Genomic DNA, 26,281 nt, shown 5'->3' on the forward strand with positions numbered 1-26,281 from the left:
CTATCCTTGCCACCGCTTCCATTCCCTGAATTGCTGGTCGCACTCTTCCAGCGTTGCCCCTTCCCACGGATCGGTCCGGAACAGGGTCATTTCGCAGGATTTACCATCGGCTGAGCGCGTACGGCGCGAACTGAATGAGCATTTGCCGCATGCCGTCAAGCTACCGCTGAACTCGGCAAGGGCATCGGGCGCTGGTCCGATGCATTCATCGAACTGTTTCTGCTGCCGGTCATTAAAGGCTTCCACCCGCGCTTCATAGCTGACGGAACAGGCGGCGCCTGCGAAAGCCAGTGGCAGAATCAGGAAATGCCTTTGCATAGTCTATCCCTCCGGGAACAATTTCCAAGGCATGATAACAATCATTGCGCGCATTATCACGTTTTTTGGACGCTGCGGTCCAGCCTTGAGCCGGCGGCGATTATGGTTGTAAGCTCTCCTCGGGCGGCGCTCAGGTAGCCGCGATCAAGGGAGGGAAAACCCATGCAACTTTGCGGCCTTAGTCTGTCGCCTTTCTATGAACGCAACCTGATCCTGCTGGACCTCAAGGGTCAGGTGGACAAGGTGGAAACCCCCGGCGTGCCGGGCGGCTTCAAATCGGAGGAGCATCTGCGCATCTGCCCCACGGGCAAGATCCCGTTCCTGCTGAAAGACGATGGTTCGCTGCTGATCGAAGGCCAGGTGATCGCCGAGTATCTGGACGGGCTGTTGGACGGCCCCAAGCTGCTGCCGGCGGACCCCGATGCCCGCGCGCAGGTGCAGATGATCTGCCGCATCATCGATCTTTATATCGCGGCGGGCATGAGCCCCATGTCGGTCGCTGTGTTCCGCGGCATCCGCGATGACGCCAAGATCGAAAAGGCGAAAACCGAAGATTTCCCGAAAGCCGTCAACCTGCTGGGCTGGGCGCTTTCAAAGCGCGGCAAGCGCGCGGTGGGTGACAGCTGGACGATTGCCGACTGTGCGATGATTCCCATCATGTTCCATTTCAAAAATGCGGTGGCGCGTTTCGATGTGGATGCGCTGGCGATCAATGCCGATGTCACCGCCTGGTGGGAGAGCGTGAAGGACGAGCCCGTGGTGCATGCGAGCCATGGCCGCATGCAGAAGGTCTTCGACCTCGTCGTGGCCGCCGCCGCGCGCAAGGCCGGGTGAGGGCATGGTGAAACTGACCGGACGCTGCTTCTGCGGCAATGTGAAGGTGGATGTGGTGGCCGAGCCCCTGTGGGTCGGCCATTGCCACTGCCCCAGCTGCCGCAAGGCGACGTCCGCCGCGTTCGCCACCTATGCCGGTTTCGCCGCACATGCCGTGATGTTCAGGGGCAAGGCGCCCAAGAAGGTCGTCTCGTCCCCCGGCGTCATCCGCCGCTTTTGCGCCGATTGCGGCAGCCCGGTCAGCTTCGAGGGCGAGCGCTGGCCCGGCGAAATCCACCTGCATGTGGGCTTCATGGACGAACCCGAAAAGCTGGTGCCGACCGGGGAGACCTATCTTTCCACGCGCCTGCCTTGGGCGCATCTGGAAGAAAAGCTCGACGGGGTCGATACCTTCCCGGCTGACCCGCATGGGTGAGCGGCCATTGCCGTCACTCCGGATCTGATCCGGGGTCCATGTTTGCTTTAAGCGCCGCTGGATGCCGGGTCAGGCCCGGCATGAGGAGGTTTATTTTCTGCAATGAGAGTAGAGATTTTGCTCAGAGTCGTCCGGCGAATAAAATGAACCAAGAGATTCTTACATACAGGAACTGGCGTTTACTAGTCACTCTGTTCCTATACATGGCTATGATGTGCTTGGGTTTTTACTACATTTACAAGGGTTTTTTTGCGGGTTTGCCCTTGGATGATCCCGCCGTGAAGCACCGCGTTCGAGCCCTCTTTCTTCCTCCAATGGTCCTTTTTTTACTAATGCCTGCCTTAGTAAGGTGGTGCCGCCCAGGTCCTGCTTTTGTGCTTGATGAAGAGGGGATTGTTGGGCTGAGCTCGTCGCGGACACACAAGACTCCGTGGGAATCAATTTGCTCTATCACCTTGGTAGATACGGGGTGGTCCGCACGTAAACTACACTTCGATCTGAAAGATGGATCAGAAGCCAGAATTCTGTCTGCATACTTCACGCCTAGCCAATTCCAGAGTTTTCTCGCCGCCGTTGAAGATAAAGCCATGCAGAGGAATATTCCTTTGATGCACGATGAGGGATAGTGACTGTTTGTGTTTTGGGTGCGCCGATAAACGAAACCACCTCGTCACCCCGGACCTGATCCGGGGTCCATGTTTGCTTCAAGCGCCGCTGGATGCCGGGTCAGGCCCGGCATGACGGTTTGTGCGGGTTTGCTCCCTAACGGTTCATCGGGATGACGCCGCTGATGGCGCTGAAGAGGATGGCACTGATCCCCGCGATGCCGGGGTCATAATAGTCCGGCACCACCTGATAGCCGACCGTCAGATAAGCCCACACCGGGAAGGCCACGGTGGAAACGATCAGGTGATTGCGCTTGGGCTTGCCCGCTTCGGCCATCTTGTTCAGGTAAAAAGGGGTCAGCACCCAGCAGATGATGAAGCAGACAGCGAAAACCGCCATGCGGACGCCCGGTGCCTCGATATTCATGCAGAAGCCGACAAGGCCGGTGAAGGCGGTGATAAGCTCGGCGGGCACGAGCAGCGCGACCTTCTTGATCGCCTCGCCTGCCTCGGTGCCACCAGCGCCGGGCGGCTCGCCACCGGGCGCGGCGGTCTTGAAGGTTGGGAAGTCCTGTGACGGTTTTTCGGGCGGGTAATAGAGCCTGGACATGATATCCCTCTGCTGGCGTGCCGACATGCAACCACAGGTGAATATTATCAGGTTTCGGTTGAAACTGGAGTCAAATCCACCTTCTCACCCGCGCCTTGTAGGCCTTGTAAGGCTCGCCAATGTGCGCCTCCAGAAACGCTTCTTCCATCCGCACCTGGATATTCACGCAGGCTGCCATTAGAAGGCTTGTGGCCAGCATCAGCCATGAGGGCATCATGAGGGTGAGGCCGATCTGATAGACGGCGGTGCCGAGGAAGAAGGGATTGCGGCTGATGGCGTAGGGGCCGCGGTCGACAAGGGCGCCGGGTTCGTCCAAGGGGATGCCGATCCGCCAGCTGGTGCTCATGGTTGCCTGTGCGGTCAGCGCGAAGGCAATGCCGCTGGCGGCGATGATGGTGCCGGCCCAGAAAACGGCGGGCATGCTGGCGGCATGGATCCAGCCGACAAGGCTGTCAAGCGGCAGGAAAAGGCGGCCGATCACATAAAGCGTGGTGATGAGCCCGGCCATCTTGTACCAGCGGCCGATCTCCCCCATCGGGCTGTCGTCCGAGACGAGCCGGTAGGGGTTCACACCCTGCGTGCGCCGCAGCCATTCCGACCGCCAGATCATGCCGCCGCCCATGACGACCATCAGGCCGACGGGCAGCAGTGTGTGAAGTGTTACGCCGGTCATATCCTTCTCCCCCTCATGTGGGTCCGGTCTTGTGATCCGGCCCGTATTGGGCTAACAGAGTGCCAACTTTCCCCTCGAATTCGAAGGACCTTTTCCATGGCATCCTACCAGTATGTCTTTCAGATGCAGAAGCTGTCGAAAACCTATCCCGGCGGCAAGCAGGTTCTGAACAATATTTCGCTCAACTTCCTGCCCGACGCCAAGATCGCGATCATCGGCCCGAACGGCGCCGGTAAGTCGACGCTGATGAAAATCATGGCGGGTTACGACAAGGATTTCACGGGCGAGGCATGGCCGGCCCAAGGCGTGCGCGTTGGTTACCTGCCGCAGGAACCGCAGCTTGATCCCTCGAAGGACGTGCTTGGCAACGTGATGGAAGGCCTCGCCGGTATCAAGGCGCAGTTCGACGAATATAATGCCGTCGCCATGCAATATGCCGAAGACCCGGACAATATGGATCTCCTCACCCGCATGGGCGAACTGCAGGAAATCATCGATGCCGCCGACGCATGGGACCTTGAAGGCCAGGCCGAAGTAGCCATGGACGCGCTGAACTGCCCGCCGGGTGACTGGTCGGTGGACAAGCTTTCGGGCGGCGAGAAGCGCCGGGTGGCGCTTTGCAAACTGCTCCTTGAAAAGCCGGAACTCCTGATCCTCGACGAACCGACCAACCACCTTGACGCTGAAACCGTCGCGTGGCTCGAGCGCTTCCTGCAGGGCTACAAGGGCTGCGTGATCCTCGTCACCCACGACCGCTACTTCCTCGATAACGTGGTGGGCTGGGTGCTGGAACTGGACCGTGGTCGCCCGATCCCGTTCGAAGGCAACTATTCGGCATGGCTCGAAGCCAAGGCGAAGCGTATGGCGCAGGAAGAACGTGCCGAGGCCTCGCGCCAGAAAGCGCTTAATTCGGAGCTCGAGTGGATCCGCCAGAGCCCGAAAGCCCGTCAGGCGAAGTCGAAAGCCCGTATCAAGGCCTACGACGAAATGCTGGAACAGCAGAACGAGCGCGTGGCCGGCACGGCGCAGATCAAGATCCAGCCGCCCAAGCGTCTTGGCGGCAAGGTGATCGAGGCCAACGGCCTGACGAAGGCGTTTGGCGACAAGCTCCTCTTCGACAATCTTTCCTTCTCGCTGCCGCCCGGGGGCATTGTGGGCATCATCGGCCCGAACGGCGCCGGTAAAACCACGCTCTTCAAGCTCATCACCGGTCAGGAAAAGCCGGACGCGGGCGAGATCACCATCGGCGACACTGTCGAGCTTGGCTATGTGGACCAGAGCCGCGATGCGCTTGACCCCAACAAGAACGTCTGGGAGGAAATCTCGGGCGGGCACGACATGTTCTATTTCGGCAAAACCGAGATCAGCACCCGTGCCTATGTTGGCGCCTTCAACTTCAAGGGCGGCGACCAGCAGAAGAAGGTCGGTCTCCTGTCGGGCGGTGAGCGCAACCGCGTTCACATGGCCAAAATGTTGAAAAACGGCGGCAACGTTCTGCTCCTTGACGAACCGACCAACGATCTGGACGTTGAAACTCTTTCGGCCCTTGAAGAAGCACTCGAGAATTTCGCGGGCTGCGCCGTGGTTATCAGCCACGATCGCTTCTTCCTTGACCGTATCGCCACCCACATTCTCGCCTTCGAAGGCGACAGCCATGTGGAATGGTTCGAAGGCAACTTCGAAGCCTATGAAGAAGACAAGAAGCGCCGCCTTGGCGTGGATGCCGACCAGCCGCACCGGCTGAAATTCCGCCGCTTCGAACGCTGAGCGGACAGGCAACAGTCAAAAAGGAAAGGGGCCATTTCGGCCCCTTTTTTCATTCTTCGGTTTCGTCGCCTTCAAGCTCGTCGAACAGGTCGGGCTCTTCGGTGTTTTGCTTGGCCATCCGGCCGTTCAGGACCTCGAACTGGCGGTTCTGCAGCCAGGCGGAGCGCATGAAGGTGTAGGAATCGCGTTCCTGATCCAGCGCCTCGAACGTGCCGGTGGCGCGGTAGCGCGCGTCGATCACCTTCAATGTCAGCTGGGTCATTTGCAGGCCTTCGACATCCATCTTGTCGAGGCCAATCTCACCGACGTTGCCGACAAAATCGACCCCGAAGCCGAGGCCGTCACGCAGGTTCGAGGGGCCAAGGAAGGGCAGCACAAGATACGCACCGGGCTTCACGCCCCAAACGGCAAGCGTCTGGCCGAAATCTTCCTCGTGATATTCAAGGCCCGCCGCGTGGGCTACATCGAAGATGCCGCCAAGGCCGAACACAGTGTTCAGGAAGAAGCGGTCGAACGTGCCCTTGGCGCGGCCGAATTCGCCCTGCAACAGGTCGTTCACGAAAATCCACGGCTGGCGGATGTTGCGAAGGATATTGGTGATGCCTTCTTTCAGCGGCTTCGGCGTGATCGCCGAATAGGTGTTGGAAACAGGGCGCATCACCGCCTTGTCGACACCCATGTTGAAGGAGTGAACCTTGCGGTTCCAACCTTCGTAGGGATCATCCGGATTGACGACGCCAGACGGCGGCGGCACGCTGGCGCACGCTGACAGCGCCAATAGCGCCAAGCCCGCCGATACGGGCCGGATGGGGAAGCTTTTAAGCATGATCAGTGCACTCTTTCAGGGGATTATTGCGCTTCTGATTCAAGATATGGGTCAAGTACCTTTCGATCCACATACGGTTGTGTCCGGGGCGGGTCAAAATATTTTTGTTACAGTCAGTGTCAAGAATTCGTGAGGCTGCGACCCCGAAACTCGCCTTTACAAATATAAAGATATCTTTATATAAGATTGTCATGAGCGGAATTCGGAAGGTTTCGATGGAAGATGTGCTGACAATCCTGCGGGCGGCGGGCGAGGCCACAAGGCTGCGCATCCTCGCGCTTTTGCGTCACGGTGAACTGACCGTGTCGGAAATCGTGCAGGTGCTGGACCAGAGCCAGCCGCGCGTCTCGCGCCACCTGAAGCTTCTGGGGGAAGCGGGGCTGCTGACCCGCGTGCAGGAAGGCACCCTCGTTTTCTACCGGCTCAGTGAAAGCGGCACGGCGGCAGCGCTTCTGAAGGCCATGCTTGCGCCCATCGATGAGGCTGGCGCCGAAGTGGCGGCGGACTTCAAATCCCTTGCCCGTATCCGCGACGAACGCTTTGCCGAGGCACAGGCCTATTTCCGTGACAATGCCGCACGCTGGAACGAAATCCGTTCGCTTTATGTGGCGGAAGCCGAGGTCGAGAAGGCACTTGTCGAGATGGCAGGCGAGGCTGCTACTGGCAGTATTCTTGATATCGGGACCGGCACCGGCCGGATGCTCGAGATTTTCGCGCCCAAAGCCGCGCGGGCTGTGGGCATCGATATGAGCCGCGAGATGCTGGCGGTGGCGCGCGGGCAGCTTGCGAACGCTGGCCTCACCGATGCGATCGTCCGGCAGGGCGATATGTATGATCTGCAACTGGAAGACGCCAGCCGTACGCTCGTGCTGTTCCATCAGGTGCTGCACTATGCCGATGACCCCGCACTCGCGCTGAGGGAAGCGGCCCGCGTGCTTGCCCCCGGCGGGCGGGTTCTGGTCGCGGACTTTGCGCCGCATACGGAAGAATTCCTGCGGACCGAGCATGCGCACCGTCGCCTCGGCTTCGCTGACGATGACATGAAGGCCTGGGGCGTTGCCGCCGGGCTCACCCCCACCGATATCCGCCATCTGGGCGGCGCCAGACTTGGTGTCACCATCTGGCAGTTCGACAAACCGAGGACAGAGATATGACCCCGCCCGCCGACAGCTATGGCCTTGGGCCGCGCCACCGCACTTCGCTTTTCGCGGAAAGCGTGAAGGATGTGCGCATCAGCTTCGAATTCTTCCCGCCGAAGACCGAAGCGATGGAGCGCACCCTGTGGGAAAGCATCAAGACGCTGGAGCCCCTGGACCCCGCCTTCGTCTCCGTCACCTACGGAGCCGGTGGCTCGACCCGCGAGCGTACCCACAATACGGTGAAGCGTATCCTCACCGATACCGCGCTGAAGCCCGCCGCGCACCTCACCTGCGTGAATGCGACACGGGAAGAGGTGGATGCCGTGATCCGCGACTATAAGGAAGCGGGTGTCAATCATATCGTGGCGCTCAGGGGCGATCCGCCCGAAGGTGCCAAAAAATACGAAGCCCACCCCGGCGGCTATGCGAATGCGGCCGAACTGGTGGCGGGCATCCGCGCGATTGGTGATTTTGAAATCTCCGTCGGTGCTTACCCCGAGAAGCACCCCGACAGCCCGACGCTGGCGGCGGATCTTGATAACCTGAAGCGCAAGATCGACGCCGGTGCCACCCGCGCCATCACCCAGTTCTTCTTCGATGCGGAACAATATTTTCGCTTCCTCGATCACTGCCAATCCTACGGCATCAACGTGCCCATCGTGCCGGGGATACTGCCGGTGACGAACTTCAAGTCGCTGAAGGGCTTCGCCGGTGCCTGCGGGGCCAGCGTGCCCGCATGGCTTGGTGAACTGTTCGAAGGGCTGGACGAGCGCCCGCAAACCCGCGCGCTCGTCGCGGCGACTGTCGCGGGCGAGCTTTGCCGCCGCCTTTATGCTGGCGGTGTGCGCGATTTCCATTTCTATACGCTCAACCGGGCTGAACTGACCTTTGCCGTGTGCCACATGCTTGGCCACCGCGCCCCCGCGCAACAGGGAGTGATCGCATGACCGACAAGGCAAAACTTCTGGAAAAGATCGCGTCCGAACGCATCCTGATCCTTGATGGCGCCATGGGCACCATGATTCAGCGGCACGGCCTCACCGAAGCCGATTATCGCGGGAAAGAGTATGCCGACTGGCCGAGCGACCTGAAGGGGAATAACGACCTTCTGTCGATCACCAAGCCCGAGGTCATTGAAGGTATCCACGCCGCCTTTTTCGAGGCGGGTGCCGACATCATCGAAACCAACACGTTCAACTCCACCGCCGTTTCGCTGGCTGACTATGGCATGAGCGCGCTGGCGCGGGACTTCAATCTGGCGAGCGCCCGTCTTGCCCGCAAGGTAGCGGATGAATTCACGGCGAAGACGCCCGACAAGCCCCGCTTCGTGGCGGGCGCCATCGGGCCGATGAACAAGACCCTGTCGCTGTCGCCGGATGTGAACAACCCCGGCTACCGTGATGTGGAGTTTGACGATGTTGCCGCCGCCTATAAGGAACAGGTGGAGGCCCTGATCGATGGCGGGGTGGATATCATCCTGATCGAGACGATCTTCGACACACTCAATGCGAAGGCAGCGATCTTTGCGACCGAAGAAGTGTTTGAGGAACGGGCGATCCGGCTGCCGATCATCCTTTCCTGCACCGTCACTGACCGTTCTGGCCGCAACCTTTCAGGCCAGACGATCGAGGCCTTCTGGTATTCGGTGCGCCACGCGAAGCCCTTCGCCGTTGGCCTCAACTGCGCTTTCGGGGCGGAGCTTCTCCGCCCCTATGCCGTGGCGCTCAACCGGGTGGCCAACACCCGCGTTTCCATCTATCCGAACGCGGGACTTCCGAACGAGCTTGGCGAATATGACGAAACCCCGGCGATGACGGCGGAGCAGTTGGAAGGCTGGGCCAAGGAAGGCCTTTTCAATATCGTCGGCGGCTGCTGTGGCACCACGCCCGATCATATCCGCGCAATCGCCAATGCGGTGAAGGCTTATGGCCCGCGCAAGATACCGGCCCTTGAACCCGAGATGCGGCTTTCCGGCCTCGATCCTCTCACCATCATCGGCCAAAGCGCCGCATAACCAGACCGACCGGAAAAAGCCATGACGCGCCCGACCGCACAATTCATCAATATCGGCGAACGCACCAACGTCGCCGGTTCCGCCAAATTCAAGAAGCTCATCTTCGAAGAGAAGTATGACGAAGCTGTCGCCATCGCCCGCCAACAGGTGGAGGGCGGAGCCCAGATCATCGACATCAACTTCGACGATGCGATGCTGGATGCCGAAACGGCAATGCCGAAATTCCTGAAGCTGATTGCTGCCGAGCCCGATATCGCGCGGGTGCCGGTGATGATCGACAGCTCTAAATGGCATGTCATTGAAGCCGGCCTCAAATGCGTGCAGGGCAAGGCGGTCGTCAACTCGATCAGCCTGAAGGAAGGCGAGGAACCGTTCCTGGCTCAGGCGCGACGCGTGATGCGCTACGGCGCCGCCGTCGTCGTGATGGCATTTGATGAGAAAGGGCAGGCCGATACGGTCGAGCGCAAGTTCAATATCTGCAAGCGCAGCTACGAGCTTCTGACCGGCATCGGTTTCCCGCCCGAAGACATCATCTTCGATCCCAATATATTCGCCGTGGCGACGGGGATCGAGGAACACAATAATTACGGCGTCGACTTCATCGAGGCGGTTAAGCTGATCAAGGCGCATCTCCCGTATGCCAAGGTATCCGGCGGGGTGTCTAACGTGTCGTTTTCGTTCCGGGGGAATGATCCGGTGCGCGAGGCCATGCACAGCGTGTTTCTCTACCACGCTGTTCGCGCCGGGATGGACATGGGCATCGTGAATGCCGGCCAGCTGGCGGTTTATGCCGATATCCCGGCCGAGCTTCGCGAGCGGGTGGAAGATGTGATCCTCAACCGCCGGCCCGACGCCACCGAACGGCTGCTGGATATCGCGGGCGACTATAAGGGGGACGGCGTGAAGGCCCAGAAGGCCGACCTTTCGTGGCGTGAGGCCCCGGTTGCCAAGCGGCTGGAATATGCGCTTGTAAAAGGCATCAGCGACTATATCGAGGAAGACACCGAAGCTGCCCGGCAGGAAGCAGCCGCCCCTATTCAGGTGATCGAAGGCCCGCTGATGGACGGCATGAATGTGGTGGGTGATCTGTTCGGCTCCGGCCAGATGTTCCTGCCGCAGGTGGTGAAGTCCGCCCGTGTGATGAAGCAGGCTGTTGCCTACCTGCAGCCCTATATCGAGGCTGAGAAACAAGCCGGCTCCAAGGCAAAGGGCCGTATCGTGATGGCGACCGTGAAGGGCGACGTGCACGATATTGGCAAGAATATCGTCGGCGTCGTGCTGCAATGTAACAATTTCGAGGTGATCGACCTTGGCGTCATGGTGCCGTGGGCCGATATCCTGAAGGCCGCGAACGACAGCGACGCCGACATGATCGGCCTCTCGGGCCTCATCACGCCGAGCCTTGACGAAATGTGCACCGTGGCGGCCGAAATGGAGCGTGCGGGCATGAAAATCCCGTTGCTGATCGGCGGCGCGACCACAAGCCGTGTACATACTGCGGTGAAGATTGAGCCCAATTATTCAGGCCCGCTTGTCCATGTGCTGGATGCCTCCCGCGCGGTTGGTGTGGCGTCGACCCTGATGTCGGTGGATCTGAAGGCGCCGTTCGTGGCAAAAACGGCTGCGGAATATGAAGATATCCGCGTCAAGCGCGCCGCCGCGCCCAAGGCGGACCGGCTGGTGACGCTGGACGCCGCCCGCGCCAACAAGGCCACCCCCGATTTCGAGGGCTTCACACCCGTGCGGCCCGCCTTCACCGGCGTGAAGGTGTTTGACGATTATCCACTTGAAGACCTTGTCGAGCGGATCGACTGGACGCCCTTCTTCCGCACGTGGGAACTGGCCGGCAATTATCCGGCGATCCTCGACGACAAGGTGGTGGGTGAAAGCGCACGGTCGCTGTTCGCGGACGCACAGGCGATGCTGAAGCAGGTGATTGCTGAAAAGTGGCTGACCGCCAAAGGGGTTGTCGGCTTCTGGCCGGCAGCGGCGGACGGGGATGATATCGTCCTTTACACCGGCGACAACCGCGAGGAGGAGCTTTCCCGCCTCTATTGCCTGCGCCAGCAGGTGGAAAAGCGGGCAGGGCGTGCGAACGATTGCCTGTCGGACTTTGTGGCGCCGAAGGGAACCAAGCCCGATTGGGTCGGCGGTTTTGCCGTGACAGCTGGCCACGGGATCGAGCCGCATCTCGCGCGCTTCAAGGCTGCCCATGACGACTATTCCGACATCATGCTGAAAGCGATTGCCGACCGCTTGGCCGAAGCCTTTGCCGAGCGCCTGCACGAGCGTGTGCGGAAGGAGTTCTGGGCTTACGCGCCGGATGAGGCGCTCGCCAACGAAGACCTGATCAAGGAACGCTATCAGGGCATCCGTCCCGCGCCCGGTTATCCGGCGTGCCCGGACCATTCGGCCAAGCCCGAACTGTTCCGTCTGCTCGATGCCACCGAAAAGGCCGGTATCGTGCTGACCGAAAGCTTCGCAATGGTGCCAACAGCTGCCGTGTCGGGCTATTACTTTGCCCACCCGGAAGCGCGTTACTTCGGGGTCGGCAAGATCGGCGAGGATCAGGTGGCGGATTACGCAGAACGCCGCGGCATCAGCCTTGATGAGGCGAAACGCTTCCTCAGGCCCAACCTCGCGGATTGAGATTTGCCGCCAAAGTCGTCATGCCGGGCTTGATCCGGCATCCAGTGGCTGAGGCTGATAGACTGGACTCCGGGTTAGGCCCGGAGTGACGGTCTGTTACTGGGCGAGGTCTTTCAGCAGGATCGATGTATCCGCAAGCTTGGCGGGATCGGCTTTCACGCCTTTCTCGACGAGTGCGCGGCCCTGCACATAATCCTTCACTGCCCCCACACAATCGAGCGCGATCACGCGGCCTTCCTTCAGATAAACGAGGCTGAAGGCGCGCGCTGCCACATCGCCGCGCAGCACCGTCGCGTCATAGCCGGTGGATAGCCCCACGGTTTGCAGGCGCAGGTCATACTGGTTGGACCAGAACCAGGGTACGGCGTGATATGGTGCGGCATTGCCGGTGATTGCGGCGGCCACCACACGGGCCTGATCGTTGGCATTCTGAACGGATTCGAGCCGGATACGGGCGCCGTCCGCGAAGGCATTTTCGTGTGCCGCGCAGTCGCCGATGGCATAAACGCCTTCGAGCGAGGTGCGGCAGAATTCATCGACCTCCACCCCGTTGCCGACTTTCGCACCGGCAGCGGCCAATGGGGCGACGGCGGGGATGATGCCGATGCCGACAATCACCAGTTCGCAGTCGATCTGGGTGCCATCTTTCAGCATCACGCCGGAAACCGCACCCTTGTTGGTACCGACAAGATGATCGACCGTCACGCCAAGGCGGATATCGACGCCGTGGCTCCGGTGCAGGTCTTCGAAAAATCTGGAAACGGGTTCGGCGGTCACGCGGGCAAGGACGCGGTCCATGGCTTCCAGGACTGTCACCTTCTTGCCAAGCTTGGTCAGCACAGCCGCTGCCTCAAGCCCGATATAGCCGCCGCCGATCACCGCGATACGTTCGGCAACGGGCAGTTCCACCTTCAGGGCATCCACATCTGCGCGGTTGCGGATCGAATGGATGCCGTCAAGGTCGGCGCCTTTCACCGGCAGCGGGCGGGGGCTGCCACCGGTTGCCCAGATCAGATGCTGCCAGCCATAGACATGGCCAAGGCTGTCGGTCGCGGTTCGCGCCTCGGCGTCAACCCTGGTGATGGCATGGCCGAGCTTCAGTTCGACGCCCTTGTCGGCCCAGAAATGCAGCGGGCGCAGCGCCAGCCGTTCAGCCGGTTTCTCGCCTGAAAGATATTCCTTCGACAGGGGCGGGCGTTCGTATGGGGCATCAGGTTCGTCACCTGCGAGCGCGATGCTGCCTTCAAAACCGGCCTGTCTCAGCGCGATTGCGGCGTTACCGCCAGCTTGCCCAGCGCCGACAATCAGCACGTCAAAGGATTGGTCCGGTTTCGTCATATTGCCCCCTCGTCATGGTTTCGCCCTGAATATCGCCCGCAGTTCTGCCTTTGCCAAGGGGCTGATCGCTTAAAGTTAACACTCTGACTCTTTTACATTTTCGTCGGACGTGGCAAACTCGCCTGAGGGCAGGTGAGGTTATCCATGCGTGAACTTGAACTGAGACTGGCGCTCGTGTGTTTCGGCGGCGCGTCTCTGGCCGTCTATATGAACGGGATCAGCGCCGAGATATTGAAGCTCGTTCGTGCCTCGCGCGCCTTCCATGCGACCACGCCCCCGCCTGTGAGCGCCGAGGCCTCTGGCCTTATACGTCCCGAGACGATGGACAGTGAAGCCGTCTGGTTCGATCTCCTGCGGATCGTTTCCGGCAAGGTGAAGCTGCGGGTGGTGGTCGACGTGATCTCCGGTGCCTCGGCTGGCGGCATCAACGGCATCTTCCTCGCCCGCGCCATCGCCCACGATCTTTCCTTCGCGCCCCTGCGCGACATGTGGCTGAACCTTGGCGACATCGAAGAACTGATGGAGGAAGACACGCTCGCCGATGTGCTGAGCAAGTTTTACATGCGCCCCTTCATGTGGATGTACAGCCGCCGCATGTTCGGCCGTGCCGGCGACCCCGAAATCCGCCGCAAGCTATCACGCTTCGTGCGCTCGCGCTGGTTCGAGCCGCCCTTTTCGGGCGAGCATATGCTGACCTGGATGATCGATGCCTGCATCAATATGGGGGAAAGCGGCAAGGCCGGTACGCTGATGCCGCCCGGCCACTCGCTTGACCTGTTCGTCAGTCTCACCAATTTCGGCGGCCAGCGCCGGATTGTGGAGCTGCACGACCCCAAAGAGATTTACGAGCCCCAGCACCAGTTGACCCTGCACTTCAGCCACCGCTCCACGACCGCCGGGGTCACGCGGTCGGACTTTCAGGATGCGAACGCGGCGGGTCTCGGCTTCGCGGCAAGGGGTACGTCCTCCTTCCCCGGCGCGTTCCCGCCGGTCAGCCTTGCCGACCTGAAGGAACATATCACCCGGCGCAAGATCCCGTGGCCGATGGAAGAGGTGTTCCTGACCCGCAACTTCCCGTCCTATCTGGAGGACCGCGAAGCGCTGCAGCAGATGTATTTCATCGATGGCGGGGTGACCAACAACAAGCCGTTTGCCGCCGCCATCAAGGCGATCGGCAGCCGCTCGGCCCACCGGCCGGTGGACCGTCGCCTGATTTTCGTGGATCCGAACCCGGATCGCACCGCCTGGTCGGAGGAGAAGGCGGGCAGGGCACCGGGCTTTGTGCGCACCATCCTCGCCAGCATCGCCGAAATCCCGCGCAACGAGCCGATCTTCGATGACCTTTCGGAGATTGCCGACCATAACGCCCGCGTCCGCCAGTTCGAAACGCTGACCGGGGCGATTGAAACCGAAGTCGGCTGCCTGATCGAGAAAGCCATCTATTTCCAGCCGGGCAAGAAGCTCGACAGCGCCATGCTTGCCTCATGGCGGGAGCAGGCGCACGAATTGACCCATCGCGAGGCCGGTATCGCTTACCGCGCCTATATGCAGGTGAAGGCCTCACAGATGCTGGAACGGCTGCCTGTGCTGATGCACCGGCTGACGGCGAGTGCGGCGGCGCCTGCCAGCGCGCGCCGGCTGATGCGCGAAGCGGTGCGCCGCTGGGCGGAAGAGCAGGGGATCGTGGCGACCTCAGGCGACGATACCTGCCCCTTAGAGACCCGGCAGATGGCCCAGATCGGTTTCTTCCGGACAACGGACGTGGACTATCGCATCCGCCGCCTGCGCTATCTGGTGCGGAAGGTGAACCGGCATATGTGGCGGATGGACGGCGTGGGCAATGGCGGCGCTGACGAGGCCGCCTATCAGGTGCTGCGTCGGCTGAAGCGGCTGATCTATGACCATATCGAGGCTCTGGAAGCGCGCTGGACAGTGGATCATTATGCCGAGGCCTGCACCAAGATCAGCGCTGCCGCCACCGGCATGACGACAGACGCCATCGGCAAGGCCGTGGCCGCCATCCAGGAATGCATGGCGCTTGAGGATATCGATCTCGATTTCGACGCCGAGCTTATCGAGGTCGTCAACGGGTTCGAGCAGGATATGCTCCGCCACGATATTATCCGCGCCTATGTGGGTTTCGCCTTCCATGACGCGCTGCTCCTGCCCGTCACCGGCAATACCGACGTGGCCGAGATGGAGCGGATCAAGGTGGACCGGATTTCCCCCCGCGACTGCATGACGCTGCTTGGTCATCATTTCCCGACGCCGCTGAAGGGCACCCAGTTGCACAGCTTCGGTGCCTTCTTCAGCCGCACCGCGCGGGAGAATGATTATCTTTGGGGGCGGCTCCACGCAGCCTCGCGCCTTGTGGACCTGATCTTCGATGCAGCGGGCGAGATGCCGCATTCGGACCCCGACATGTGGCGGCAGCGATTGTTCACCGCGATCCTCAGGGCCGAGGTCGATCACCTGCCGAACAGCCGCGACATGATTTTGGACCTGATGGACAAATTTGGCGCCACGGGCTGATTCGAACCGGCAATTTCTTCTATGTCGCAGAAATCCTTGGCTGTCCCGATGCGGGACATAAGCCGATGGAACATTTCGCCTATTGCCCCAAATTGAAACAGCTTCGCCTGAATGGCCCGGAAATTGCCAGCTGGGCGACCGGTTTTGGCCACATTGTTTTGGATTTTAATGAAAATCGTGGCAAACGAACCGTTAACCAAGCCCCGCGCCTTAAAGGCTGTCGCGCCGGGCCAGTATCAAGTCCCAAGCCTGAAGATAATCTGACGAGCGTGACCTCAGGGAGAGGGCGCACCGGATGACAGGAGAGAGACAATGAACCGCAATCTTAAAGCAGTACTGGCCGGCGCCGTATTCGCAACCGCTGGCCTGACCGGCGCCGAAGCTGCGACCACCTATTACTCGGGCGATGGCAACGGCACCTGTAACGGTGGCGCCTGCGTATCGATCACCCCGCACAATGTATGGGGCGACGTCAGCGACAATGCCGGCCTTGCCGCCGACACCGCTGACTGGATCTCGTTCGCCAACACCGGCATCGGTGGCAACGTCCTGCCGAGCCTTGGTGGCCCGCGCGACGACAGCAACTATACGATGCTCTTCTCGAACACCTTCTCGGTGGGCGGCACGGGCGACCTGAACCTGTGGGTGCTGGCGGATGACACCGCACTCGTGCGCATCACCGGCCTCAATGGCGCTGTGCTCGATTTCCCGGCTTTCGCTGGCCAGATCAACCCCTGCGCCGGTGGCGGCCTTGGCAACCCGGTCGGTTGCGTTGAAGGCGACATGGGCTCGTGGTCCTTCTCGGGCCTTGATGCCGGCAACTATACGCTCAATATCTACAGCTTCCAGACCGGCGGCGACGTGTTCGGCATGCAGTATGCCATGAACGTGACCTCGGCCATCCCCGAGCCTGCTACTTGGCTGATGATGATCATGGGCTTCGGCCTTGTCGGCATGGCCTCGCGCCGCCGCACCGGCGTTTCGATGGCCTGAAGGCTTTCGTAACGGCCACGACTTCGCAAAGGGCGGTATCCCATCGGGTGCCGCCCTTCTGCTTTTCTGGGGTCTTTTTGATGCAGGCCTATGGTTTTTCATAGCTTGAAGGCTGGCCCCACCTGCGGTGTCATCAGGCCATGATGTGCCGAGGAGACAAGCCGATGAGTGACAACCGGATCATGCGCCCTTGGGTGCCTGCCTGCATCGGGGCAGGCCTTGCTGCCGCCTTCATGTTCGCCGTGCCTGCCGCCGCGCAGGAGCTTTCGGACGCCGACCATGAGCTTTGTTCGGTTTACGACCGCAACGACCGCTTTGTGGGCTACGATAGCGTGTGCCTGGAGCGCAAGCGCGCCCAGATCCGCCGCTACAAGCATTCGGGCCGTCATCACGGCCACGGGGCTGCCGGGTATCCAGCCTTCACCGGCATCTATTTCTGCCCCGTGACGGCCAATTTCGGCGCGGGCTACAATGCGACCTTCTATAACGATGGCCGCCCGCCCCAATATTTCGGCAAGTTCGACGCCACGCTCAACGGCCAGCCCTGCAGGCCCCGTTATGTGGGGCCGCGCGGCACCGGCTATAACTGACCGGGCATCGGCTTTCAGTCGCCGTGCATGCGCCGCTTGATATGGCGCACCGATAGCGCGGTGAAGACGATGGCAACGGGCACGATCACACCGGTTGCGGCCTCCACGGGCACCGGCAGCCCCATGCCTTTCAGCGCCTTCAGCATGTAGCCAAACAGCGACACGGCATAATAGGCAATCGCGAAGACCGAAAAGCCCTCCACCGCCTGCTGCAGGCGCACCTGCGTGGCGGCCTGCTTTTCCATCGATTGCAGGATCGCCTGGTTCTGCCGCTTCTGCTCCATATCCACCATGGTGTTGAGGAGATTGACAGCACGGGACACGCGCCCCGTGAAGCCATCGGCGCGCACGGCCGCCGCTTCGCAGGTGCGCATGGCAGGCCGGAAGGATTTGTTGAGGAAGGTGGTGATGCGCTGGTAGCCCGGCACCACTTCCTCGCGCACATCCGCCAGCCGCCGCGCCACGATATCCTCGTAGGCGCGGGCGGCGGCAAAGCGATAGGCGGTGGAGGAAACCAGCTCCTCGCCCTCGGCGGCCAGATGGGTGATCTCCCGCAAGAGCGGCTCCAGCTCGTTCCCCGCGCGGCTGCGCAGGTTTGCCATCAGGCGGTCCAGCTGCGGCTCCAGCCCGTCCAGCCGCTCCATGGTGCGGCGGGCGACGGGCAGGGCAGCAACGGCGAGGAAACGATAGGTCTCGATATCCAGAAGCCGCTGCACAAGGCGCGACATGCGCGGCTCGGTGAGGCTGATATCAACGACCAGAAAGCGCAGGAAGCCCTCAGCATCCGGGCGGAAATCAGCCCAGACGGCGGCGTTGCCATCGGTCATCAGCCCGCCATAGAGCGGCATTTCGCCGAACAACCGGCGCGCCTCATTATATCCGCCCGCTTCCACATCCGCCCCTGCCGTCAGAAAATCGACCCTGACCCCCAGTTGCCGGGCGGAAAGGACGGCCTCGGCGGCGGCAGCCGGCAGGAAACCGAGCGCGGGGGCGGTGAAGGCATCACACCCGGCCTCGGCGGGGACAGCGAATGTATAGTTCGAAACTTCGGTATGGCCTTCCCATTTCACCGAAAAGCCGGGGGTGGCGGCGATATGATGCCGCGCTTCCCGCGCCGTGAACCCGGCGTCCGGCGGGATGCCGATCCCCTCCAGTATCCGCCGCCCGCGCGGTGTGACGACATGCACCACCCGGCAGCCCTTCGCCAGCTGCATCCCCGGCCGCGCATGCCATTCCGCATTGAGGGACAAGAGATCAACACTATCCACCACATCACCCATATCCGCCGCCCTGCCAATGAAAGGATCAGGACTATCCTAGTGGCTGCAACAAGGGTGAGCTAGGGGGGAGTTGGGGGAGTTGGAGGGCCGCTTCCTGCAAACTGTCTTATTATTCGCAGCGGCAGTTGCCCGCCCCATTCTCGACAAGCTTCTTGCAGTTCTGAGGCACGAGCCACATTTCGAAGGCTGGTTTGCCGCGGATGAAGGGGATTTCGCTGATGGCATAGTTATGGGCGACATAGAGACGGTCGCCTTTCCATGAATAGCCGGTTGTCGCCATGCGCGGCCAGAAATCGGACGTCCATGCGACCTTGAAAGACTTCTGGCCGTCGAACTCATAGAGGCCGCGTGTGGTGATTAAGAAAATGCCTCCGGCCGGTGCATCTAAAATGGCGAGCAGCCCTGCCTCGCGTATCGTCTCCATGTTGAGGACAGCAGGTTCATCGTCAACAAGGGTCAGGACAGCGTAGTGAAGGTCGGCCAAGGTCAGGTGCGACAGGTCGCCGTAGGCAATGATGCGATCCTCGAAAACACGAAAGCCTTGCATGTTGAACTGGCCGTTTGATAAGCGTGAATAATTGCCTTCATTTGTCAGGTAGCCTAACTCTCCGCCCCATTCTCCGTAATCGTAGCCCAGTAGCCAGCCGCGCGGAAGCACGTGGAGAGCACGCAAGCCCTTCATCGCTCGCTGGAGTTTTGTGCTCTGTCCATATGCGATCGTTGGCGACTCTGGCGGGGATGCTTCTGGATTAAGTAGCCGATCCTGTATTGTTGCACGCGTCTGTGCATCGTCGTTTTCAATGGCTCGCACAAGCGCCGATTTGAGCCCGTCAGGGATGTTCGCAGGAGGTTGATTTTTAATGAGTTGGCCTTGAGGCGCAGGTAACGCGCTGGACAGATCTCGAACGTGATCTGGTTGCCTATGGCGCAAGAGGCAACTTAACGATTCAATTGGCGGTTCCGGCGCTCGCCGTAGATAGCCGGGAATGGGCATGTCGGTCAGGTCTGTGGCAATCGACGGCTGCGATGTACCAAGGGTCATTCCTAACGCGAGCATGAATTTAAGCCCGATGCCCATATATCTGACTGCTCCCGTTAAGAATTCGCTTGCTTGGTTGATGAGGTAATACAATCGAAGCGCTAAAGTGGGGCCTTCGCAAGGCACAAGATGCAACCTTAAAAACTACCTGACAATGAGCGCTGTTCGCCTTTCAATATTTTCCGCAGTACTTCTGCGAAAACCACAAGCACCTACATGCCGCATTCGCAGCACATATAACTTTCTGATTTTATTGATTTAAATGGTGCCGGCTGCAGGGATCGAACCCGCGACCTGATGATTACAAATCAACTGCTCTACCAGCTGAGCTAAGCCGGCACCTTGAAGGTCGGTGGCGGTGTTTTAGTCGCAAATGGCGGGGGGTGCAAGGGGGAAAGCGGGGGATATTCGCCCGTGCGCCGGGCGGGGCTTGCGGGTGCCCGTGCGCGTGCCTATCTGAAGGGGTGAGAGCCCTTCAATCCCCGCCGGAGGCCACCCGTATGAGCGCCATCATCCTTGCCTGCCCGCGCTGCGCCAGCCGCAACCGCATGCCGCTTGACCGCCTCACGGGCGACGGCAAATGCGGCAAGTGCGGGGCCGCCATGTTCAACGGCCGCCCGGTGGAGCTGACAGCCGCGAGCTTTGACCGGCACGTCGGGGCCGATCTGCCGCTTGTCGTCGATTTCTGGGCGCCCTGGTGCGGGCCGTGCCGCACGATGGCGCCGGTCTTTGAGGCCGCTGCCGCAGGGGTGGAGCCCGCCGCGCGCTTCGCCAAGGTGAATACGGAAGCCGAGCAAGCGCTCGCCGCGCGCTTCCAGATAAGGTCGATCCCCACGCTTGCCATCTTCCACAAGGGGCGCGAGGTGACGCGGCAATCGGGCGCCATGCCCGCCGGCATGCTGGCCCAGTGGCTGGAGGCGCATCTGCCGGTGCCGGGCTGACCGGGCTCCAGCTTTTTGCTGCAGCCGATTTTACAAATTTGTTGCACCTGCGAAGAAATGCCCTTGCCAAGCATGCCCCCAGGATGTTCTGATTGGACTATCACGGAGGCGGGAAGGCAATGGCTTTCAATGAGATGTTGGCTGGTGATGGCAGTATCCGGCCACCCTATGCACAATATGCCGACTGGTTCGACGCGCAGGACCCGAAAGGGCTTGCCGCCAAGACGCTTGAGGCCGAGCGCTTCTTCCGCCGCACCGGCATCACCTTTGCGGTTTACGGGCAGGATGGCTCGCCCGAGCGGCTCATTCCCTTCGATATCGTGCCGCGCATCATTTCAGGCGCTGAATGGCGGCGGCTGGAGCAGGGGATCGAGCAGCGCGTGATCGCGCTCAATGCCTTTCTCGAGGATGTCTATAACCGCCAGGAAATCATCCGCGCCGGCCGCGTGCCGAAGGAACTGATCGCGACGAACGAGGCCTTCCTGCCGCAGATGATGGGCTTCCGGCCACCGGGCGGCGTTTACACCCACATCATCGGCACCGATATCGTGCGCACCGGCGAAGGCCAGTTCCATGTGCTGGAGGATAATGCCCGCACCCCTTCGGGCGTTTCCTATATGCTCGAGAACCGCGAAACCATGATGAAAATGTTCCCCGAACTTTTCGCCATGCACCGCGTGCGCCCGGTGGAGAATTACACGACGCTGTTGCGCCGCAGCCTTTCGGCACTTGCCCCCGCCGGATGCGACGGTGCACCGACGGTCGCCGTACTCACCCCCGGCATCTATAACAGCGCTTACTTTGAGCATTCCTTCCTTGCCGACCAGATGGGCGTGGAACTGGTGGAAGGGTCGGACCTGCGCGTGGTGGATGGCCGCGTGGCGATGCGCACCACGCGCGGCTACAAGCCGATCGATGTGCTGTATCGCCGGGTGGACGATGATTTCCTTGATCCCTTGACCTTCCGGCCCGATAGCGCGCTGGGCATCCCCGGTATCATGGATGTGTACAGGGCAGGCCGCATCACCATCGCCAACGCCCCCGGCACCGGGATCGTGGATGACAAGGCGATCTACAGCTACATGCCCGACATCATCGAGTTTTATACCGGCCGCAAGCCGATCCTCGAGAACGTGCCCACATGGCGCTGCGCCGAGAAGGACAGCCTTGCCTATGTGCTGGATCACCTCTCCGAACTGGTGGTGAAGGAAGTGCATGGCTCAGGCGGGTACGGCATGCTCGTGGGCCCGGCGGCCAGCAAGAAGGAGCTGGCGGCTTTTGCGAAAAAGCTGAAAGCGCGCCCGAAGAATTATATCGCGCAGCCGACCCTGTCGCTTTCCACAGTGCCGATCTTCGTGAAAAAGGGCCTCGCCCCCCGGCATGTGGACCTGCGCCCCTTTGCGCTCGTCTCCGACAAGGTGAAGATCATCCCCGGCGGGCTCACCCGTGTGGCCCTGAAGGAAGGGTCGCTCGTGGTCAATTCAAGCCAGGGCGGCGGCACCAAAGACACCTGGGTTCTGGAGGACTGACGGGATGCTGGGACGCGCCGCCGATGGTCTGTACTGGATGTTCCGCTACACGGAGCGGGCGGAGAATATCGCCCGGCTGATCGACGCAGCCGCCCATATGGCACTGACCCACACCGACCCCGCCGACGATGGCTGGGACTCGGTCCTCAACAGCGTGGGCGGGCACACGGCTTACTGCGCCAAATATGAGGGGGTGACCGGCCCGCAGGTGATCGATTTCCTGCTGCGCGACGAGGACAATCCTTCAAGCGTGCTGAATGCCGTTTATTCGGCGCGCAACAATGCCCGCACGGTGCGCACGGCACTCACCCGTGACGCCTGGGAAAGCACCAACGAATTCTGGCTGGAAACAAGCCGCATGCTCGCCCGGCCGGTGAAGGCGTCGGACCTGCCGGAAACGCTGGATGCCATCAAGCGTCACACCGCGCTCATTCGCGGCGCTTTCCACGGCACGATGCTCAGGAACGAGATTTTCGATTTCGCCCGGATCGGCACCTTCATCGAGCGCGCGGACAACACGGCCCGTATTCTGGACGTCAAATATTATGTCCTGCTGCCAGCGGTGTCGTTCGTCGGCTCGTCCTTGGATAACGTGCAGTGGGAATCGATCCTCAGGTCCGTTTCCGCGCACCGGTCCTACCGCTGGGTCTATGACGCCGATATCCAGCCCGCCAAGATTGCCGAATATCTGATCCTGTCGGAACGCATGCCGCGCTCGCTGACCTTCTGTTACCAGAAGATCCGCGACAGCCTCACCAATCTGGAACGCGATTATGGCGAGCGGCACGCTGCCCATGAGACGGTTGGCCGCATGCTTGCCAATCTCGAAAACCGGATGATCGCCGACATCTTCGATCAGGGCCTGCATGAATTCCTTCTGGGCTTCATCGAGTGCAACAACCGGGTCGGCAATGAGGTGGCGGAGGCATACAGGTTTTACTGATGCGGCTGAAGATTTCTCACACGACCGAATATCAATACGATTCACCCGTGCATTTCGCGCTGCAACGCCTGCGTCTGCGCCCGCAGTCCACGCCGTGCCAGCAGGTGCTGGACTGGAAGCTGACGCTGGAAGGCGCGACGCACGAAGTCGCCTATGTTGATCACTTCGGCAATTCGGTGGACCTGATTTCCTGTGTTGGTGAAAGCCATATGCTGTGCATCCATGTGGCGGGCGAGGTGGAGACGATGGACAGGGCGGGTGTCCACGGCCTGCACACGGGGCCTGTGCCCCTGTGGCTTTTTGAGGAGCCGACCGAGCTCACCACCCCCGGCAAGGGCATCCAGCAACTGGCACGGGGGATTGCAGCGGATGATGACGTTGTTCGCCTGCACGCGCTGATGGCGGCGATCCGGGACAGGGTGGCCTATGTGATTGGTATCACACACGCGGCAACGACGGCGGAAGAAGCGCTCGCGCACGGCGAAGGTGTGTGTCAGGACCATAGCCATCTTTTCATCACCGCTGCCCGGCTTCTTGGTTTTCCTGCTCGCTATGTGAGCGGCTATCTGCTTTTGGACGATACCGAGCATCAGGCGGCAAGCCACGCATGGGCGGAAGCGCATGTGGCGGGGCTCGGCTGGGTCGGCTTCGATGTCTCGAACGGCATGTCACCTGACGACCGCTATGTGCGCGTGGCAGTGGGGCGCGACTATGCCGATGCAGCCCCTGTGGCAGGCATCCGGCGTGGAAACGCCGAAGAATCGCTTGCCGTTTCGATCCGGGTCGAGCAGTAATTAGGGCAGGGGCCGGCAGCGATCGCCGCCCTTTCTGATGGATAGGAACCTATGACTTACTGCGTGGGCCTGCGCCTCGATAAGGGCCTTGTTTTCATGTCCGATACCCGCACCAATGCGGGCATCGATAATGTTTCCGTTTTCCGCAAGATGTATCGCTGGGTGCGCCCGGGTGACAGGGTGCTGACGCTGCTGGCGGCCGGTAACCTTGCCACCACGCAAGCGGTTGTCGGGATGCTGGAGGAGCATTCAAAGGCAGCGGACGAGCGCGCACCTTCGATCCTGCAGATGCCATCGATGTTCCAGACAGCCAAACTGATCGGCGAAACGCTGAAAGAGGTTATCTCAGAAAGCGCCAAGAACGGGCCGCAAAGCGAGGCGACATTCGGGGCAAACTTCATCCTCGGCGGCCAGATTAAGGGCGGTGCGACCCGCCTGTTCCAGATTTACCCCGAAGGCAATTTCATCGAGGCGACGGCAGACACGCCCTTCTTCCAGATCGGCGAGCATAAGTATGGCAAGCCGATCCTCTTGCGTGCCTATGACCCCACGATGAGCTTCGCAGAAGCGACCAAGCTGTTGCTTCTGTCGTTCGATTCTACGCTCAAGGCCAATCTTTCAGTCGGCCTGCCGCTTGACCTGCAGTTTTACGAAGACGGCAGCCTGAACGCGGGTGCCGAGTTCCGGATCGACCAGAACGACCCCTATTACCGGGCCATCTCGGACGGCTGGTCCGATGCTCTCAAGGCTGCGTTCGCGAGCCTGCCGGATTTCGACCGGATCTAGGCTGCTGCGCGCCTGCGCACCACCCACACGATCACTGCGCCGAACGCCAGGTGAAGGCCGATTTCAGCTGTCGATGCCCAGCCGTTGTAGCGTGGGTAAATCTCCGGCCAGCGCAGGGGCAGCACGATCAGGTTCATCACTGCAAAAAGAAGCGCGCCGTATAAGGGGCCCGCAACGATCAGGCGTCCTTTGAACACCGACAGCTTGATGGCCGCGAACACAAAGCCCGCCGCCATCAGGATCGACAGCCCGAAGTGCGTGGCAAGGCCAAACGCCATGCTGGCGGCGCCCATCTCATAAGACGAAGGCCCGATCCAGAAGGATGCGATGGCCTGCATGATGCGGCCCGGCGTGCTGTCGCTTATATAAGCCCGCGCCGAGAAATAGACTGTATCGAGTATTCCTGCCGCGATGCCTGCGATCACAGCGGTTTTCGCCTTGTCCATGAATGGACTCATTGGACCAGCCCCCTTGTTATCCCCGCGACGAAGCCTGCCAGTCTTTGCCTGTTCTGCGAAGGAAAAACAGGCGTGGTTCAACCATCGTTAGAAAGGGGCAGGGCAGCTGCGGTAAAAAGTTTAACTGGAATGCCGCCATGCGAGAAGGCGAGCGGCTCGCCCGCAAACGGCAGGCCGGTGGCGCGGGCGAGCTTGTCGGACCCTGTCACGATACCGACCCGCCAGCCGCCGAACCGCTCGGAAACTACACGGCCGAGCGTCTGGTATAGTGGCAGCAGTTTTTTCTCCTCGCCCAGCCGTACGCCATAGGGCGGGTTGATGAACACGAGGCCCGCGGGGCCTTCGGGCGGTGTCAGGTCGCTGATCGGCTGGCGTGTGAAGCTGGTGATGGCAGCCACTCCGGCGCGGTCGGCATTGGCGATGCTGCGGCGGATGGCACCTTCATCACGGTCAGACCCGTGGAAGCGGAAGGTGGTCTCGCGTTGGAACTGGCCTTTTTTCAGGGCTTCCCAGGTGCCCGCATCGAAGGTTTGAAGCTGCTCGAATGCGAAGGCGCGGTCGCGGCCGGGGGCGAGGTTCATGGCGATTTCGGCGGCTTCGATCACGAAAGTGCCCGATCCGCACATCGGGTCCACAAGCGGCATCTTGCCGTTGAACCCGGCGTGGCGCAGCATGAGGGCGGCCAGCGTCTCGCGCATCGGTGCCTTGCTCACCGCTTCCTTGTGGCCGCGTATGTGAAGTGCTTCACCGGATGTATCGACACTGAGCGTGCAGATATCGTTCACGATCCGCGCCTTGATGCAGATATCGGCCTCGGGGTCGACAGGGGTGCCGAGGCTCGCGGTGATCGCCTTTCCGATCCGCTCGGCTGCGGCATCCGAATGATAGATGCGCGATTTGCTGCAGCTTGCCTCCACCCGCACTGGCATCTCGCGCTGCAGGGTTTTGCCCCACGGGAAATCGCGGGCAAGTTTTTCAAGCTCGTTCAGGTAAATGGCCTTGAAGCTGCCAAGGCGCACCAGCACACGGCTTGCCCCCCTAAGTTCCAGATTGGCTCGCCACACTTCCCGCCAGCCGCCCTTGATGGTGACGCCGCCTTTGGTGACGGTCGGCTTTCGGAAGCCTTTCTCCGCCACTTCCGCTCGCAAAACGGCCTCGAGCCCCGGAACGGTAGCGAGGAAGATTTCAAGATCGGTGTCGGTTGTCAT

The 26,281-nt window shown here is 61.0% G+C and carries 25 protein-coding genes and 1 tRNA gene; 16 read left to right on the forward strand and 10 right to left on the reverse strand.

Annotated features, from left to right (window positions below; genetic code table 11):
- Entirely contained in the window at nt 1-318 is a 318-nt protein-coding gene (locus OU694_RS02405; protein ID WP_308909415.1) for a hypothetical protein, read from the reverse strand.
- Nucleotides 319-480: 162 nt separating this feature from the next.
- On the opposite strand from OU694_RS02405, the gene OU694_RS02410 reads away from it, so the two are divergent.
- Together OU694_RS02410 and OU694_RS02415 are read left to right on the forward strand one after the other, a co-directional pair.
- Nucleotides 481-1,152 (forward strand): glutathione S-transferase family protein, encoded by a 672-nt coding sequence (locus tag OU694_RS02410; protein WP_308909416.1) that lies wholly within the window; start codon nt 481-483, stop codon nt 1,150-1,152.
- A 4-nt stretch (nt 1,153-1,156) separates the two neighbouring features.
- Nucleotides 1,157-1,567: a GFA family protein gene (locus OU694_RS02415; protein ID WP_308909417.1), complete on the forward strand. Its 411-nt coding sequence runs from the start codon at nt 1,157-1,159 to the stop codon at nt 1,565-1,567.
- Nucleotides 1,568-2,329: 762 nt separating this feature from the next.
- On the opposite strand, the gene OU694_RS02420 is transcribed toward OU694_RS02415, so the two are convergent.
- Both OU694_RS02420 and OU694_RS02425 read right to left on the reverse strand, forming a co-directional pair.
- Entirely contained in the window at nt 2,330-2,782 is a 453-nt protein-coding gene (locus OU694_RS02420) for a hypothetical protein (protein WP_308909418.1), read from the reverse strand.
- Between the two features lie 70 nt (nt 2,783-2,852).
- Nucleotides 2,853-3,455: a methyltransferase family protein gene (locus OU694_RS02425; RefSeq protein WP_308909419.1), complete on the reverse strand. Its 603-nt coding sequence runs from the start codon at nt 3,453-3,455 to the stop codon at nt 2,853-2,855.
- Nucleotides 3,456-3,551: 96 nt separating this feature from the next.
- On the opposite strand from OU694_RS02425, the gene ettA reads away from it, so the two are divergent.
- Entirely contained in the window at nt 3,552-5,222 is a 1,671-nt protein-coding gene (gene ettA / locus OU694_RS02430; RefSeq protein ID WP_308909420.1) for an energy-dependent translational throttle protein EttA, read from the forward strand.
- 49 nt (nt 5,223-5,271) lie between these two features.
- Here ettA and OU694_RS02435 read toward each other — a convergent pair whose 3' ends face one another.
- On the reverse strand, nt 5,272-6,048 hold the full coding sequence (locus OU694_RS02435) for an MlaA family lipoprotein (RefSeq protein WP_308909421.1): 777 nt from the start codon (nt 6,046-6,048) through the stop codon (nt 5,272-5,274).
- A gap of 191 nt (nt 6,049-6,239) precedes the next feature.
- Here OU694_RS02435 and OU694_RS02440 point away from each other — a divergent pair, with 191 nt between their 5' ends.
- Genes OU694_RS02440 through metH form a run of 4 tightly spaced genes read left to right on the forward strand, consistent with a single transcriptional unit; the run spans nt 6,240 to nt 11,850 of the window.
- The gene (locus tag OU694_RS02440; RefSeq protein WP_308909422.1) at nt 6,240-7,202 is read left to right on the forward strand and encodes an ArsR/SmtB family transcription factor; all 963 of its coding nucleotides are present in this window, start codon (nt 6,240-6,242) and stop codon (nt 7,200-7,202) included.
- Nucleotides 7,199-8,134 carry a methylenetetrahydrofolate reductase [NAD(P)H] gene (metF, locus tag OU694_RS02445; protein ID WP_308909423.1) on the forward strand — a complete coding sequence of 312 codons (936 nt, stop codon included), beginning with the start codon at nt 7,199-7,201 and terminating at the stop codon, nt 8,132-8,134. Before OU694_RS02440 ends, metF begins: the two co-directional genes overlap by 4 nt.
- A complete protein-coding gene (locus tag OU694_RS02450) occupies nt 8,131-9,201 on the forward strand; it encodes a homocysteine S-methyltransferase family protein (protein WP_308909424.1) in 1,071 nt (356 codons plus the stop codon). The genes metF and OU694_RS02450 overlap by 4 nt, the downstream gene beginning before the upstream one ends.
- A 21-nt stretch (nt 9,202-9,222) precedes the next feature.
- Nucleotides 9,223-11,850 carry a methionine synthase gene (gene metH / locus OU694_RS02455; protein ID WP_308909425.1) on the forward strand — a complete coding sequence of 876 codons (2,628 nt, stop codon included), beginning with the start codon at nt 9,223-9,225 and terminating at the stop codon, nt 11,848-11,850.
- A gap of 96 nt (nt 11,851-11,946) precedes the next feature.
- Here metH and OU694_RS02460 read toward each other — a convergent pair whose 3' ends face one another.
- Nucleotides 11,947-13,188, reverse strand: a complete 1,242-nt coding sequence (locus OU694_RS02460) for an NAD(P)/FAD-dependent oxidoreductase (protein WP_308909426.1) — start codon at nt 13,186-13,188, stop codon at nt 11,947-11,949.
- 144 nt (nt 13,189-13,332) lie between these two features.
- On the opposite strand from OU694_RS02460, the gene OU694_RS02465 reads away from it, so the two are divergent.
- The 4 genes from OU694_RS02465 (at nt 13,333) to OU694_RS02480 (ending at nt 17,303) form a co-directional block, all read left to right on the forward strand.
- Nucleotides 13,333-15,720 (forward strand): patatin-like protein, encoded by a 2,388-nt coding sequence (locus OU694_RS02465; RefSeq protein ID WP_308909427.1) that lies wholly within the window; start codon nt 13,333-13,335, stop codon nt 15,718-15,720.
- A 65-nt stretch (nt 15,721-15,785) separates the two neighbouring features.
- Nucleotides 15,786-16,019 (forward strand): hypothetical protein, encoded by a 234-nt coding sequence (locus tag OU694_RS02470; RefSeq protein ID WP_308909428.1) that lies wholly within the window; start codon nt 15,786-15,788, stop codon nt 16,017-16,019.
- A gap of 13 nt (nt 16,020-16,032) precedes the next feature.
- Complete coding sequence (locus OU694_RS02475; RefSeq protein ID WP_308909429.1) at nt 16,033-16,713, forward strand: PEPxxWA-CTERM sorting domain-containing protein; 681 nt, start codon at nt 16,033-16,035, stop codon at nt 16,711-16,713.
- A gap of 164 nt (nt 16,714-16,877) precedes the next feature.
- Nucleotides 16,878-17,303, forward strand: a complete 426-nt coding sequence (locus OU694_RS02480; protein WP_308909430.1) for a hypothetical protein — start codon at nt 16,878-16,880, stop codon at nt 17,301-17,303.
- Between the two features lie 14 nt (nt 17,304-17,317).
- Here OU694_RS02480 and OU694_RS02485 read toward each other — a convergent pair whose 3' ends face one another.
- The 3 genes from OU694_RS02485 to OU694_RS02495 all read right to left on the reverse strand — a co-directional run bounded on the left by OU694_RS02485 (nt 17,318) and on the right by OU694_RS02495 (nt 19,961).
- Nucleotides 17,318-18,583 (reverse strand): DUF3422 family protein, encoded by a 1,266-nt coding sequence (locus tag OU694_RS02485; protein WP_308909431.1) that lies wholly within the window; start codon nt 18,581-18,583, stop codon nt 17,318-17,320.
- A gap of 109 nt (nt 18,584-18,692) precedes the next feature.
- On the reverse strand, nt 18,693-19,661 hold the full coding sequence (locus OU694_RS02490) for a hypothetical protein (protein WP_308909432.1): 969 nt from the start codon (nt 19,659-19,661) through the stop codon (nt 18,693-18,695).
- Between the two features lie 224 nt (nt 19,662-19,885).
- Nucleotides 19,886-19,961 (reverse strand) — tRNA-Thr (locus OU694_RS02495).
- Between the two features lie 161 nt (nt 19,962-20,122).
- Here OU694_RS02495 and trxC point away from each other — a divergent pair.
- From trxC to OU694_RS02520, 5 genes are all read left to right on the forward strand, one after another.
- A complete protein-coding gene (gene trxC, locus OU694_RS02500) occupies nt 20,123-20,563 on the forward strand; it encodes a thioredoxin TrxC (RefSeq protein WP_308909433.1) in 441 nt (146 codons plus the stop codon).
- Between the two features lie 119 nt (nt 20,564-20,682).
- Nucleotides 20,683-22,092, forward strand: a complete 1,410-nt coding sequence (locus tag OU694_RS02505; RefSeq protein WP_308909434.1) for a circularly permuted type 2 ATP-grasp protein — start codon at nt 20,683-20,685, stop codon at nt 22,090-22,092.
- Between the two features lie 4 nt (nt 22,093-22,096).
- On the forward strand, nt 22,097-23,035 hold the full coding sequence (locus OU694_RS02510; protein WP_308909435.1) for an alpha-E domain-containing protein: 939 nt from the start codon (nt 22,097-22,099) through the stop codon (nt 23,033-23,035).
- Nucleotides 23,035-23,829, forward strand: coding sequence for a transglutaminase family protein (locus OU694_RS02515; protein ID WP_308909436.1), 795 nt, complete (start codon nt 23,035-23,037; stop codon nt 23,827-23,829). Before OU694_RS02510 ends, OU694_RS02515 begins: the two co-directional genes overlap by 1 nt.
- 51 nt (nt 23,830-23,880) lie before the next feature.
- Nucleotides 23,881-24,615, forward strand: coding sequence for a proteasome-type protease (locus tag OU694_RS02520; RefSeq protein WP_308909437.1), 735 nt, complete (start codon nt 23,881-23,883; stop codon nt 24,613-24,615).
- On the opposite strand, the gene OU694_RS02525 is transcribed toward OU694_RS02520, so the two are convergent.
- Together OU694_RS02525 and OU694_RS02530 are read right to left on the reverse strand one after the other, a co-directional pair.
- Nucleotides 24,612-25,061 (reverse strand): hypothetical protein, encoded by a 450-nt coding sequence (locus OU694_RS02525; protein ID WP_308909438.1) that lies wholly within the window; start codon nt 25,059-25,061, stop codon nt 24,612-24,614. The genes OU694_RS02520 and OU694_RS02525 overlap by 4 nt on opposite strands.
- A gap of 89 nt (nt 25,062-25,150) precedes the next feature.
- Nucleotides 25,151-26,281, reverse strand: coding sequence for a THUMP domain-containing class I SAM-dependent RNA methyltransferase (locus OU694_RS02530; RefSeq protein WP_308909439.1), 1,131 nt, complete (start codon nt 26,279-26,281; stop codon nt 25,151-25,153).

Source organism: Pseudokordiimonas caeni (genome assembly GCF_026719705.1).
GTDB lineage: Bacteria > Pseudomonadota > Alphaproteobacteria > Sphingomonadales > Kordiimonadaceae > Gimibacter > Gimibacter caeni.

Bases quoted from the DNA above. Each gene is read 5' to 3' on its own strand.
- OU694_RS02405 (WP_308909415.1), bottom strand. From the start codon at position 318: ATGCAAAGGCATTTCCTGATTCTGCCACTGGCTTTCGCAGGCGCCGCC.
- OU694_RS02410 (WP_308909416.1), top strand. From the start codon at position 481: ATGCAACTTTGCGGCCTTAGTCTGTCGCCTTTCTATGAACGCAACCTG.
- OU694_RS02415 (WP_308909417.1), top strand. From the start codon at position 1,157: ATGGTGAAACTGACCGGACGCTGCTTCTGCGGCAATGTGAAGGTGGAT.
- OU694_RS02420 (WP_308909418.1), bottom strand. From the start codon at position 2,782: ATGTCCAGGCTCTATTACCCGCCCGAAAAACCGTCACAGGACTTCCCA.
- OU694_RS02425 (WP_308909419.1), bottom strand. From the start codon at position 3,455: ATGACCGGCGTAACACTTCACACACTGCTGCCCGTCGGCCTGATGGTC.
- ettA (WP_308909420.1), top strand. From the start codon at position 3,552: ATGGCATCCTACCAGTATGTCTTTCAGATGCAGAAGCTGTCGAAAACC.
- OU694_RS02435 (WP_308909421.1), bottom strand. From the start codon at position 6,048: ATGCTTAAAAGCTTCCCCATCCGGCCCGTATCGGCGGGCTTGGCGCTA.
- OU694_RS02440 (WP_308909422.1), top strand. From the start codon at position 6,240: ATGAGCGGAATTCGGAAGGTTTCGATGGAAGATGTGCTGACAATCCTG.
- metF (WP_308909423.1), top strand. From the start codon at position 7,199: ATGACCCCGCCCGCCGACAGCTATGGCCTTGGGCCGCGCCACCGCACT.
- OU694_RS02450 (WP_308909424.1), top strand. From the start codon at position 8,131: ATGACCGACAAGGCAAAACTTCTGGAAAAGATCGCGTCCGAACGCATC.
- metH (WP_308909425.1), top strand. From the start codon at position 9,223: ATGACGCGCCCGACCGCACAATTCATCAATATCGGCGAACGCACCAAC.
- OU694_RS02460 (WP_308909426.1), bottom strand. From the start codon at position 13,188: ATGACGAAACCGGACCAATCCTTTGACGTGCTGATTGTCGGCGCTGGG.
- OU694_RS02465 (WP_308909427.1), top strand. From the start codon at position 13,333: ATGCGTGAACTTGAACTGAGACTGGCGCTCGTGTGTTTCGGCGGCGCG.
- OU694_RS02470 (WP_308909428.1), top strand. From the start codon at position 15,786: ATGGAACATTTCGCCTATTGCCCCAAATTGAAACAGCTTCGCCTGAAT.
- OU694_RS02475 (WP_308909429.1), top strand. From the start codon at position 16,033: ATGAACCGCAATCTTAAAGCAGTACTGGCCGGCGCCGTATTCGCAACC.
- OU694_RS02480 (WP_308909430.1), top strand. From the start codon at position 16,878: ATGAGTGACAACCGGATCATGCGCCCTTGGGTGCCTGCCTGCATCGGG.
- OU694_RS02485 (WP_308909431.1), bottom strand. From the start codon at position 18,583: ATGGGTGATGTGGTGGATAGTGTTGATCTCTTGTCCCTCAATGCGGAA.
- OU694_RS02490 (WP_308909432.1), bottom strand. From the start codon at position 19,661: ATGGGCATCGGGCTTAAATTCATGCTCGCGTTAGGAATGACCCTTGGT.
- trxC (WP_308909433.1), top strand. From the start codon at position 20,123: ATGAGCGCCATCATCCTTGCCTGCCCGCGCTGCGCCAGCCGCAACCGC.
- OU694_RS02505 (WP_308909434.1), top strand. From the start codon at position 20,683: ATGGCTTTCAATGAGATGTTGGCTGGTGATGGCAGTATCCGGCCACCC.
- OU694_RS02510 (WP_308909435.1), top strand. From the start codon at position 22,097: ATGCTGGGACGCGCCGCCGATGGTCTGTACTGGATGTTCCGCTACACG.
- OU694_RS02515 (WP_308909436.1), top strand. From the start codon at position 23,035: ATGCGGCTGAAGATTTCTCACACGACCGAATATCAATACGATTCACCC.
- OU694_RS02520 (WP_308909437.1), top strand. From the start codon at position 23,881: ATGACTTACTGCGTGGGCCTGCGCCTCGATAAGGGCCTTGTTTTCATG.
- OU694_RS02525 (WP_308909438.1), bottom strand. From the start codon at position 25,061: ATGGACAAGGCGAAAACCGCTGTGATCGCAGGCATCGCGGCAGGAATA.
- OU694_RS02530 (WP_308909439.1), bottom strand. From the start codon at position 26,281: ATGACAACCGACACCGATCTTGAAATCTTCCTCGCTACCGTTCCGGGG.